The organism is Caulobacter sp. (assembly GCF_035254145.1).
GTDB lineage: Bacteria > Pseudomonadota > Alphaproteobacteria > Caulobacterales > Caulobacteraceae > Caulobacter.
On sequence record NZ_DATFAV010000059.1, the window covers coordinates 1 to 11053 of the forward strand.

The window sequence follows — 11053 nt, forward strand, 5'->3', positions numbered from 1 at the left end:
GCGCCGGCCGGGGCGTGCTTCACGCCCTCGGTGTCGGTGATGAAGATCACCTGGCCGCCGCGCGCCATCACCTCGCTCATGTTCGAGGCCGACTTCTCGAAATAGCTGTCGTAGGGCGCCAGGATGACGATCGGGGTCTGGTCGTCGACCAGGGCGATCGGTCCGTGCTTCAGCTCGCCGGCGGCGTAGCCCTCGGCGTGGATGTAGCTGATCTCCTTGAGCTTCAGCGCGCCTTCGAGCGCCAGGGCCGACATCGGGCCGCGACCGAGGTAGAGCACGTCGCGGGCCTTGGCGACGTCGGCGGCGATGTCCTTGATGGCGTCTTCCAGGCCGATGGCCTCGGCGATCAGGCGCGGCGCTTCCAGCAGCACCTTCACCAGGCGCTGCTCCTCGGCCTCGGCGATCGTCCCGCGCGCCTTGGCGGCGGCGATGGCCAGGGCGATCATCACGCTGACCTGGGCGGTGAAGGCCTTGGTCGAGGCCACGCCGATTTCCGGGCCGCAGTGGATCGGCCAGACGACGTCGACCTCGCGGGCCATGGTCGATTCCTGGGCGTTGACCACCACCGCGCTCTTCATGCCCCGGGCCTTGCAGTAGCGCAGGGCCGCCAGGGTGTCGGCCGTCTCGCCCGACTGCGACATGGCGATGACCAGCGAGCCTGGCCGCAGGGCCGGCGTGCGATAACGGAACTCCGAGGCGATCTCGACATCGACGGGCAGGTCGGCCAGCTGCTCGATCAGGTACTTGCCGACCACGCCGGCGATGTACGAGGTGCCGCAGGCGACGATCTGGATGCGATCCAGCGCGGCGAAATCGACGTCGCCCGGGACGGCGGCCTTGGAGGCGAGGGTGTCCACATAGGCCGAGATCGTCCGCTGGCAGCCCTCCGGCTGGTCGTGGATCTCCTTCTCCATGAAGTGGCGGTAGTTGCCCTTTTCCAGCATCACCGCCGAGGTCGGGACCACCCGCACCGGCCGCGTCACGGCCGCGCCCGAGGCGTCGAAGATCCGATGGCTGGTATGGTCGAGGGCCACGTAGTCGCCCTCCTCCAGATAGATCACCCGGTTGGTGAACGGGCCGACGGCCAGGGCGTCCGAGCCCAGGAACATCTCGCCCTGGCCCTCGCCGACCACCAGCGGACTGCCGCGGCGCGCGCCCAGGATCAGGCTGTCCTCGCCCTCGATCAGCACGGCCAGCGCGTAGGCGCCGGTCAGGCGGTCCAGCGTGGTCTTGAAGGCCTCCAGCGGGGTCAGGCCCGTGGCCAGTTCCGCGTCGATCAGATGGGCGATCACCTCGGTGTCGGTGTCGCTCTGGAACGTGCGGCCGGCCGCGGCCAGCTCGGCCTTCAGCTCGGCGAAGTTCTCGATGATGCCGTTGTGAACCAGGGTGACCCGGCCGGCGGTGTGAGGGTGGGCGTTCTTGACGTTGGGCGCGCCGTGTGTGGCCCAGCGGGTGTGGCCGATGCCGGTCAGGGCGTTCAGCGGCTGTTCGGCCAGCACGGCCTCCAGCGCCTTGATCTTGCCCTGGGCCCGGCGGCGCTCGACCTTCTTTTCCCCGTTGGGGCCGTCCACGAAGCCCGCGAGGCCGGCCGAGTCATAGCCCCGGTATTCGAGGCGCTTAAGGCTCTCGATCAGACGGTCGGCGACGGGCGCCTTGCCGACGATGCCGATAATGCCGCACATGGGCCATGATCCCTTGTAGAACGCGCCGACGGGATTATGCGTAAGCGCGACAATTTTCGAAGCTGGCCTTTAGCATCCGCTCGGGGCCGCCTCTCATAAATCTGCATTTCGGATCGTTTCGCGGTCCGATCTTCCAAGAGACGACAAGACGATCATGAGCAAGCGCGCCTATTTCGGCACCGACGGCATCCGGGGCCAGGCCAACAAGCATCCGATGACCGCCGAGGTCGCCCTGCGCGTCGGTCTGGCGGCCGGCAAGCTGTTCCGCTCCCAGGACGAGCGCCGCCACCTGGTGGTGATCGGCAAGGATACGCGCCTGTCGGGCTACATGATCGAGCCGGCCCTGGTCGCGGGCCTGACCAGCGTGGGCCTGGACGTGCGCCTGTTCGGCCCGCTGCCGACGCCGGCCGTGGCCATGATGACCCGCTCGATGCGCGCCGATCTGGGCATCATGATCTCGGCCTCGCACAACGACTTCGCCGACAACGGCATCAAGCTGTTCGGCCCCGACGGTTACAAGCTGTCGGACGAGCAGGAGCTGGGCATCGAGGCCCTGATGGACCAGGGCCTGCAGGAAGGCCTGGCCGCCCCGCGCGAACTGGGCCGGGTCAAGCGGATCGACGACGCCCAGGCGCGCTATGTCGAGATCGTCAAGGCGACCTTCCCGCGTCATCGCAATCTCTCGGGCCTGCGCATCGTCATCGACTGCGCCAACGGCGCGGCCTATCGCGTCGCCCCCACCGCCCTCTACGAGCTGGGCGCGGAGGTGATCTCGCTGGGCGTCGATCCGGACGGCACGAACATCAACGAGGAGTGCGGCTCGACCCACCCCGAGGCCATGGCCAAGATGGTTCGCGAGTACCGCGCCGACATCGGCATCGCGCTCGACGGCGACGCCGACCGGCTGGTGATCTGCGACGAGAAGGGCGTGGTGGTCGACGGCGACCAGATCATGGCGATCATCGCCGGCGCCTTCGCCAAGGCCGGAGCGCTGAAGGGCGGCGGCGTCGTGGCCACGGTGATGTCGAACCTTGGCCTCGAACGCCACCTCAAGGGCCTGGGCCTGACGCTGGAGCGCACCGCCGTCGGCGATCGCTATGTCATGCAGCGCATGCGCGAGGGCGGCTTCAATGTCGGCGGCGAGCAGTCGGGCCACCTGATCCTGTCGGACTTCTCGACCACGGGAGACGGCCTGATCGCCGCCCTGCAGGTGCTGGCCGTGATGGTCGAGAGCGGCCAGCCGATGAGCGCGCTCAGCCGCCAGTTCGAGCCCGCGCCGCAGATCCTTGAGAACGTGCGCTTCACGGGCGGCAAGCCGCTGGAGGCCAAGACCGTCAAAGAGGCTATCGCCGACGGCGAGGCCCAGCTGAACGGCTCGGGCCGCATCGTCGTCCGCGCCTCCGGCACCGAACCCCTGATCCGCATCATGGCCGAGGGGGATGATCCGGCCCTGGTCAAGAAGGTCGTCAAGTCGATCGTCGGGGCGGTGAAGGCGGTTTAGGGGGCGCGGACGTCCAGACTGTCCGCTTGGGGGGCGCGGACCTTGGCTTCCTTCTCCCCTTGCGGGAGAAGGTGTCGCTCCGGACTTGATCCGGGGTGACGGATGAGGGGTCGAAAGGCCTCTCCGATAGGGCGGTGCGCACCCTCACCCGACCCGCTTCGCGGCCCACCCTCTCCCGCAAGGGGAGAGGGAAGACGTCCGCAAAGGGTCGAAGCGACCCTTTCGGCGCGCGCTCAAGCCGCGCCCCCGCTTCCCTAAACCCCCAGCTTCGGCGACTTCATCCGGCGCTTGTTGACGTGGTGGCTGGGGGCCTCGGCCTTGATCTCCTCGGGGTACTCGCCCTTGAAGTAGAAGCGCTGCCAGGCCTCCTTGGTCGCCTCCGGGTCGCGCTTGAAGATCAGGTTGTTGAACTCGGTGCGCTTCTCGGCCCAGACGTCGTACTGACGACGCAGCTCGGGGTTGGAGTTCATCGAGCGGATCACCGGCTGGAACGCCTCCATCGGCTTGTCTTGGATGAGCATGATGAAGCAGAAGGTCTCGCCCTTCTCGAACCGCACCGTGCCAGGGCGGGTGAACATCCAGTTCATCGTGAAGGGGAAAGGCAGCCAGTCGGTCTCGATCACGCCCGCGAGCGGCTGGATGCCGTCCTTGATGTGATTGGGCGGCCCCATGGCCATCAGCGACCAACCGGGCGGCGTACGGAACAGATAGCCGGTGTGGAAGGTCACCACCCCGCGGGTGAAGTGCGACTTCACGAAGTCGGTAAAGCCCGGATAGGGGTGGTCGGGCTGGAACTTGATGCACTCCTGGTGCGCCCCACCGTCCCAGGTCATCGAGAAGCCGACCGGGCAGATGATGTCCCAACCGGTGGTGTTGGCCATGGTCAGCGGCAGGCAGCGATAGGGATGACGCTCGGCGAAGCGGTCCATCCAGGCGCGCTGCGGCCGGCCCGGCACGATTTCCGGCGGACGGTTCTCGGTGGGATAGCACTCCAGTTCCATGCCGGTCCTTTGCTTGGTTTTCCTGCCCTGTTCATCCAGGTCTAGCCCTGCGGCCCTCGGGCCGTCTAGTAGAGCCTCATGAAGACCAGAGCTGACCTGTTCGCCTTTTTCGAGGCCCATGGAATTCAACAACGCACCCTAGACCACCCGCCGGTGTTCCGCGTCGAGGAAGGGCTGGAGATCAAGAAGGCCCTGCCCGGCGGCCACACCAAAAATCTCTTCCTGAAGGACGCCAAGGGCCAGCTGTGGCTGATCTCGGCCCTGGGCGAGACGACCATCGACCTGAAACGGCTGCACTCCGTGATCGGCTCGGCCCGGCTGTCGTTCGGCCCCGAGGCGATGATGGTCGAGACCCTGGGCGTGACGCCGGGCTCGGTCACCGCCTTCGGCCTGATCAACGACACCGACCGGCGGGTGCGCTTCGTGCTGGACAAGGCGCTGGCCGACAGCGACCCGGTCAACTTCCACCCGCTGGGCAACGACGCCACCACCGCGGTGTCCCAGGCCGACTTCCGCAAGTTCCTGGCCGCGCTCGGGGTGGAGCCCATGATCGTCGACTTCGGGGCGATGGAAGTCGTCGCCTGACCGGAACAGAGCGTTGCGAAGACGCCCGCCAGGGACCATCTTGGCGGCTGACGCGTTCCTGCCCTCGAGTAGACGAGAGACCCGATGTCCCTGATCGGCGAAAAGCCCGCCGCCCCCGCCGCGGGCAAGAGCGAACACATCAAGGATGGCACGGACGCCAGCTTCATGGCCGACGTGATCGAGGCGTCGAAGACCCAGCCCGTTATCGTCGACTTCTGGGCGACCTGGTGCGGTCCGTGCCGCCAGCTGACGCCCGCCCTGGAAAAGGTCGTCACGGCGGCCAAGGGCGCGGTGAAGCTGGTCAAGATCGACGTGGACGCCAATCCGGGCTTCGCCGGCCAGCTGCGGGTGCAGTCGATCCCGACCGTCTACGCCTTCGTCGACGGCCGCCCGGTGGACGCCTTTCAGGGCGCCCTGCCCGAGAGCCAGGTCAAGGCCTTCGTCGAGAAACTGGCCGGTCCCGCCGGCCCCAGCGCCATCGACGACCTGATCGCCCTGGGCAAGGAATCCCTGGAGATCGGCGACATCGGCGGCGCGGCCCAGGCCTTCGCCCAGGCGCTGCAGACCGACCCGGCCAACATCAAGGCCCTGGGCGGCATGGCCCGGGCCTATCTGATCGGCGGCGACCTGGAAGGCGCGGCCGAGGTGGTGGCCATGGCGCCGGCCGACGCCAAGGACCCTGACCTCGACGCGGCCCGCGCGGCCCTGGCCCTCGCCGAGGCCGCCCCGTCCGAAACCGCCGCCTTCGAAAGGCGCCTGGCCGCCGATCCCGACGACCACGAGGCCCGGCTGGAGCTGGCCAAGGCCCTGGCCGGAGCCGGACGTCTGCAGGACGCGGCCGACCATCTGTTGACCATCATCGCCCGCGACCGCGCCTGGAACGACGAAGCGGCGCGCAAGCAGCTGCTGACGGTGTTCGAGGCCGCCGGCCCGACCTCCGAGGTCGCCAAGCAGGGCCGCCGGCGACTGTCGTCGATCCTCTTCAGCTAGGAGCACGGAGAGACCATGCCGGTGGCCTACCGAAAGATTGGCGATCTTCCGTTGGTGGTTCCGGTGTTCCCGCTGGACGGCGCGCTGCTGCTGCCCGGCGGCCAGCTGCCGCTGAACATCTTCGAGCCGCGCTATCTCAACATGCTGGACGACGCCATGTCGGGCGAACGGATCATCGGCATGATCCAGACCCGGCCGTCGTCGGCGAGCAAGGGCGCCGACCCACAGCGCCCGCCCCTGGCTCCGGTTGGCTGCGCCGGCCGCGTGACCAGCTTCGCCGAGACCAGCGACGGCCGCTACCTGATCACCCTGACCGGCGTCTGCCGTTTCCGCGCGGGCGAGGAACTGCCGGTTCGCACGCCCTATCGCCAGGTGCGCGCCGACTTCAGCCCCTACGAGCCGGACCTGCGCGAGGACGGGACGGGCGTGCGCACGGCCGCCGACATCGACCGGTTGCTGTCAGCCCTGCGCCGCTATCTCGACCACCGGGGCCTGGCGATCGACTGGGGCGACGCCGAAAGCGCACCGTCGGACGCCTTGATCAACAGCCTCGCCATGGCCCTGCCGTTCGACCCGATGGAGAAGCAGGCCCTGCTGGAGGCCGAGACCATCTTCGAGCGCAAGGCGACCCTTACGGCGTTATTGGAGATCGACGCGGCCGGAAGCGACGATGACGAACCCACTTCGATTCAGTAGACAGACGCCATGACCCAAGCCGCCCCTCCCCCCGTCGATGTCGATCCGCGCCTGCTGGAAGTGCTGGTGTGCCCCGTGACCCGCGGCCCGCTGGAATACGACCGCGCCAAGGGCGAACTGATCAGCCGCTCGGCCAAGCTGGCCTATCCCATCCGCGACGGCGTGCCGATCATGCTGCCGGAAGAGGCGCGGGAACTGGACGCCTAAATCCTCCCCCTAGCGGGGGAGGTGGTCGCGAAGCGACCGGAGGGGGAAGTCCTGCCAAACCGGCCATTCCCCTCTCCGTCGGCTGCGCCGACACCTCTCCCACGGGGAGAGGATTTCTACAGCGCCTGCCCCCGCAGCAGCTTGGGCAGATCCCCCACCCCGCCGCCGGCTTCGTGCATGAAGAACCGCCGCGCCGGAGCGATGCGGTTGACCACCGCCAGGCCCGCCCCGCGCGCCACGCGCAGCAGCGGGTTGTCGTTGGAGAAGATCCGCACGAAGGCGTCAAAGGCCAGGGCGTTGGTCACGGTGTCGAACCGCCGCCAGCGAGCGTAGCGTTCCAGCACCGCCTCGGCGCCGATGTCCTCGCCGTTGCGCACCGCCTCGACCAGCACCTCGGCCAGCGCGGCGGCGTCCTTGAGGCCCAGGTTCAGCCCCTGGCCGGCGATCGGATGCACCCCGTGGGCGGCGTCGCCGATCAAGGCCAGGCGCGGGGCGGTCATCCGTTCGGCCAGCAGCAGCGACAGCGGATAGACGAAGGTCGGCCCGACCACCTCGACCTGGCCCAAGAAGTCACCGAAGCGGCGCATCAGATGGGCATGGAACATCTCGGGCGAGCCGTGTCGCAGGGCCTCGCCGCGCGCGGTGCTTTCGGTCCAGACCAGGCTGGCGCGGTTCTCGGTCAGCGGCAGGATGGCGAACGGGCCGCTGGGCAGGAAATATTCGTGGGCCACGCCCTCGTGCGGGCGCTCCAGCTTGACGGTGCAGACCACGCCGCTCTGGCCATAGCCCCAACCGATGTGGCCGATGCCCGCCGCCTGGCGCAGGACCGAGCCACGTCCCTCGGCGCTGACCGCCAGCGGCGCGGTCAGGACCCGGCCGTCGGACAGGATCAGGCGCGCCGCCCCCGGCGTCACCTCCAGGTTCTTCGCGGCCATCGGGGCGATTACCGGGATGTCCTTGTCGATCACCGCCTTGGACAGCGCCGCGCGGATCTGGCGGTTCTCGACCAGATAGCCCAGCGGCTCGCCCTCGATGCGGCCGGAGATCTCGCTGGAATCGAAGCGCAGGAACGAGGCCGAGGGCTTGCGCGCCGCCGCGCCGGGCGTGCGGCCGTCGGTGACCAGGATCTGCTCGATGCGCTGGGCGTGCGGCTCCAGCGCCTCGCCCGCCCCGATCGCCCGCCACTGGCGGAACGAGGAATAGGCGATGGCCGAGCTGCGCCCGTCGAAGGTCGGCGCCAGCTGGGCGTCGAAAGGCTGGGGATCGACCAGCAGGGGCTTGAGGCCGCCGGACTTCAGGGCGAGAGCCAGGGTGGCGCCGGCCATGCCGGCGCCGGCGATGATCACATCAGCGTCGTGAGCGGGAGCGCGCATGGCGGGGATATGGGCTCCTTGGCGCGAGCCTGTCCAGACGCGCGGCTACTTCTTTTCCGCGTAAGGGGCCTTGGCGTCGGCGCGAACGATGCCGCGCGTGGCGTCGCCGACCCCGACCAGCACGAACTGCACCGCCAGGGCGCAGAGGATCAGGCCCAGGACCCGCACCACGATGCTCATGCCGATGCGGCCCAACGCCCGGCTGATAAGCGGCGCGGCCCAGAAGGCGGCCACGACCACCGCCGAGACGGCGGCGATCACCGCCACCCCGATGCCCGCTCCCGCCAGGCCCAGGAGCTTGGCCTCGGCCGCGTAGATGATCACGGTCGAGATCGCGCCCGGCCCGATCAGCAGCGGCATGGCGAACGGCACGATCAGCCGCTCGAACCGCATCTTGGCGTAGGCCCGCGGCGACTGGTCCTCCAGCCCCTCGGCGGCGTCGGCGAACATGGTGGTGAAGTCGTCACGCACCATGTCGAGACCGAGAATGAACAGGATGATGCCGCCGGCGATGCGGAAAGCCTGCATCGAAATGCCGAAGAAGGCCAAGAGGCCCACGCCCGTGAAATAGAAGAAGATCAGGAAGGCGGTCATGAACAGGCCGATGTAGACGGCCACCATCCGCCGCCCCGCCGCGGCCGCGCCCAGGGTGGCGGCGGCGAACAGCGGCACGTTGCCGATCGGGTCGATCAGGGCGAACAGGGCGACGAAGAAGTTGACGGCGAGTTTGGCCTCGGTCATTCGACGTCCCTACCTTTCAGATCGCGCCCAAGCTTGTCCTTCCTAGGAGGAACGCCCGCGCGCGCCAACCCCTTGAGGACCCGACATGACCGCCGACCCGCGCCTGATCGTGCCGCTCGACCTGCCCACCGTCGAGGAGGCGCGCGACATGGTCGAGCGCCTGGGCGACTCGGTCAGCTTCTACAAGATCGGGCTGGAGCTCTTGGCCAGCGACGGCATGACCCTGGCGCGCGAGCTGAAGACGAGCGGCAAGCAGATCTTCCTCGACTGGAAGCTGCACGACATCGGCGCGACCGTCGAGCGCTCGGCCCGCGTGCTGGCCCGGAGCGGCTGCGACCTGCTGACCGTCCACGCCGAGCCGCAGGTGATGAAGGCGGCGGTCCAGGCGCGCGGCGACTCGTCCCTGAAGATCCTGGCCGTCACGGTGCTGACCAGCCTGACCGACGCCGACCTGATCGAGATGGGCTACGCGTTCGGCGCCCGCGACCTGGTCGAGCGTCGGGTGCGCCAGGCCGTGGACTGCGGCGTCGACGGCATCGTTTCCTCGCCGCACGAGGCCGCCTTGGCCCGTGAGATCGCCAAGGCGGCCGGACGCCCAGACTTTCTGATCGTCACCCCGGGCGTGCGCCCCTTCTGGTCGGCCAAGAACGACCAGGCCCGCGCCGCCACCCCCGAAGCCGCCATCCGCGCCGGCGCCAGCCACCTGGTCTGCGGCCGTCCGATCACGGCGGCCAACGACCCGCGCGAGGCGGCGCTGAAGGTGATCGCGGAGATCGCGGGGGTCTGATCTTGGCTCCCTCTCCCCTTGCGGGAGAGGGGGCCCGAAGGGCCGGGTGAGGGGTCGCGCTCCGCTATCCGCAGCGGCCCTTCATCCCTCATCCCTCTGGAACATCATCACGCCAAGCCGCCACATCCGGCGCAGGCATTCTCTCAGGAAGACCCGGCGGGCCGCGACGTCGAAGCCGGCGAAGATAGGATCGCCAACCATGTCGCCCATGGTGCGCGCGCCATCGCACCAGGAGAACACGGCCGCCTCGGTCTCGTTGACCAGGAAGGCGACGCCGTTCCGCACCATCACGAACTGGCCTTCACGCTGCTCCAGCATCGCATCGGGATAACGGCGCGGCCGATAGGCGAAGATCTCATCGCCGTCGAACGGCAGGCGATGCGCCCGCTCCGGATGGCGCAGGACGAAGGCGTGCTTGATCGAAGCGCCGAGGACGCCTTCGACCGCCGCCCAGCGTTCCTGGTCTGGCAACGGCGCGATCCGATCGATCAAGGGTTGCGGCAGATAGGCGTGGGGTTCGTAATTGGCGGGCTCCATCCACGATTGAAAGGCCAGGCCGGCGCTCTCGATCCACTCCAGAACCTGTGGCACGGTGTAGGCGCGGTCCTGCGGGTGCAAGAAGGTGTCAACGACGCCCGCGTCGTAGCCAAGATCCAGCGCGCGCTGGTTGAAAGCTTGGACCGGATGCTCCGGCGGCAGCACGCCGAGGACATAGCGCGCAAAGGCGACATCGTCGGCGCTTTGGGTCAGGCCCATTCGTCGAAAGACATCCTGCATCAGATAGACGCCCATCCGGCCGACGGCGCCATAGACCATGATGAACATCGCTCCGTCGGGGGCGAGCACCGTCTTCAGGGCCGCCAACCCTTCGAGCGGGTCGGCCATGTGATGCAGTACGCCCGTCGACACGACCAGATCGAACGTCTCCTGCAGCTTGCCGACGTCGCGCAGGTCGCCTTGATAGAGCTCCAGATTGGTCAGGCCAAACCGTTCGCGCAGGAAGCGCTGGTGACCGAGACTGGCGTCGGAGATATCCACGCCCACGACCTGGGAATCGGGGTTCCGGTAGGCGATCACGGAAGCCTGAACCGTCCCGCAGCCCGCGACCAGGATCTTCGGCGCCGTCGTGCGTCCCTCGGGCCAGAACATCGGTCCGAAATAGCTGGGATCGCCAAAATCGACGTGGCCGGCCTCGACCCTGACATCGAGATCGCTGAACGCCTCCGGATAAACGTAGGCGGTGTACTGGGCGGCGACGCGCGCGGTGACCTTATCCATATCGCCTCATAACGGAACGCCTCGAGACAGGCGAGCCGAAGGAGCCGGCGCCCATATAGCCCGCGCCGGCTAGGCCAGCTCCAGCGCCCGCAGCACCGCGAACTGGTCGTAATAGGGGCGTTCGCAGACGATCTTGTCGCCGCCCGGTGAAAACTCGAAGCTGGCGGCCATGCGGATGCGGAACGGCTTGCCGGTCGCCTCGACCGTGCGGC

General features: G+C 68.4%; 11 protein-coding genes. 6 read left to right on the plus strand and 5 right to left on the minus strand.

All coding sequences use genetic code 11. From position 1 onward, the window contains the following. On the minus strand, positions 1–1682 hold a 1682-nt coding region (gene glmS / locus VJ655_RS03170), incomplete at its 3' end, for a glutamine--fructose-6-phosphate transaminase (isomerizing) (RefSeq protein ID WP_324098173.1). A 154-nt stretch (positions 1683–1836) separates the two neighbouring features. On the opposite strand from glmS, the gene glmM reads away from it, so the two are divergent. Beyond that, positions 1837–3183 carry a phosphoglucosamine mutase gene (gene glmM / locus VJ655_RS03175; protein ID WP_324098175.1) on the plus strand — a complete coding sequence of 449 codons (1347 nt, stop codon included), beginning with the start codon at positions 1837–1839 and terminating at the stop codon, positions 3181–3183. Between the two features lie 254 nt (positions 3184–3437). On the opposite strand, the gene VJ655_RS03185 is transcribed toward glmM, so the two are convergent. Beyond that, the gene (locus tag VJ655_RS03185) at positions 3438–4184 is read right to left on the minus strand and encodes a DUF6065 family protein (RefSeq protein ID WP_324098177.1); all 747 of its coding nucleotides are present in this window, start codon (positions 4182–4184) and stop codon (positions 3438–3440) included. 78 nt (positions 4185–4262) lie between these two features. On the opposite strand from VJ655_RS03185, the gene VJ655_RS03190 reads away from it, so the two are divergent. The 4 genes from VJ655_RS03190 (at position 4263) to VJ655_RS03205 (ending at position 6662) form a co-directional block, all read left to right on the plus strand. Continuing rightward, entirely contained in the window at positions 4263–4769 is a 507-nt protein-coding gene (locus VJ655_RS03190; RefSeq protein ID WP_324098179.1) for a prolyl-tRNA synthetase associated domain-containing protein, read from the plus strand. An 84-nt stretch (positions 4770–4853) separates the two neighbouring features. After that, positions 4854–5759, plus strand: a complete 906-nt coding sequence (locus VJ655_RS03195; protein ID WP_324098181.1) for a co-chaperone YbbN — start codon at positions 4854–4856, stop codon at positions 5757–5759. Positions 5760–5774: 15 nt separating this feature from the next. Next, a complete protein-coding gene (locus VJ655_RS03200; RefSeq protein ID WP_324098183.1) occupies positions 5775–6455 on the plus strand; it encodes an LON peptidase substrate-binding domain-containing protein in 681 nt (226 codons plus the stop codon). Positions 6456–6464: 9 nt separating this feature from the next. Next, a complete protein-coding gene (locus VJ655_RS03205) occupies positions 6465–6662 on the plus strand; it encodes a Trm112 family protein (protein WP_291874613.1) in 198 nt (65 codons plus the stop codon). Between the two features lie 116 nt (positions 6663–6778). Here VJ655_RS03205 and VJ655_RS03210 read toward each other — a convergent pair whose 3' ends face one another. Further along, entirely contained in the window at positions 6779–8044 is a 1266-nt protein-coding gene (locus VJ655_RS03210; RefSeq protein ID WP_324098193.1) for a UbiH/UbiF/VisC/COQ6 family ubiquinone biosynthesis hydroxylase, read from the minus strand. Positions 8045–8080: 36 nt separating this feature from the next. Beyond that, positions 8081–8776, minus strand: a complete 696-nt coding sequence (locus VJ655_RS03215) for a MarC family protein (protein ID WP_324098187.1) — start codon at positions 8774–8776, stop codon at positions 8081–8083. Between the two features lie 85 nt (positions 8777–8861). Here VJ655_RS03215 and pyrF point away from each other — a divergent pair, with 85 nt between their 5' ends. After that, on the plus strand, positions 8862–9563 hold the full coding sequence (gene pyrF / locus VJ655_RS03220) for an orotidine-5'-phosphate decarboxylase (protein WP_324098189.1): 702 nt from the start codon (positions 8862–8864) through the stop codon (positions 9561–9563). A gap of 81 nt (positions 9564–9644) precedes the next feature. Here pyrF and VJ655_RS03225 read toward each other — a convergent pair whose 3' ends face one another. Then, positions 9645–10841 carry a class I SAM-dependent methyltransferase gene (locus VJ655_RS03225; protein WP_324098191.1) on the minus strand — a complete coding sequence of 399 codons (1197 nt, stop codon included), beginning with the start codon at positions 10839–10841 and terminating at the stop codon, positions 9645–9647. Between the last annotated feature and the right edge of the window lie 212 nt (positions 10842–11053).

Coding starts and splice junctions, on each gene's coding strand:
- glmM (WP_324098175.1), top strand. CDS start 1,837: ATGAGCAAGCGCGCCTATTTCGGCACCGACGGCATCCGGGGCCAGGCC.
- VJ655_RS03185 (WP_324098177.1), bottom strand. CDS start 4,184: ATGGAACTGGAGTGCTATCCCACCGAGAACCGTCCGCCGGAAATCGTG.
- VJ655_RS03190 (WP_324098179.1), top strand. CDS start 4,263: ATGAAGACCAGAGCTGACCTGTTCGCCTTTTTCGAGGCCCATGGAATT.
- VJ655_RS03195 (WP_324098181.1), top strand. CDS start 4,854: ATGTCCCTGATCGGCGAAAAGCCCGCCGCCCCCGCCGCGGGCAAGAGC.
- VJ655_RS03200 (WP_324098183.1), top strand. CDS start 5,775: ATGCCGGTGGCCTACCGAAAGATTGGCGATCTTCCGTTGGTGGTTCCG.
- VJ655_RS03205 (WP_291874613.1), top strand. CDS start 6,465: ATGACCCAAGCCGCCCCTCCCCCCGTCGATGTCGATCCGCGCCTGCTG.
- VJ655_RS03215 (WP_324098187.1), bottom strand. CDS start 8,776: ATGACCGAGGCCAAACTCGCCGTCAACTTCTTCGTCGCCCTGTTCGCC.
- pyrF (WP_324098189.1), top strand. CDS start 8,862: ATGACCGCCGACCCGCGCCTGATCGTGCCGCTCGACCTGCCCACCGTC.
- VJ655_RS03225 (WP_324098191.1), bottom strand. CDS start 10,841: ATGGATAAGGTCACCGCGCGCGTCGCCGCCCAGTACACCGCCTACGTT.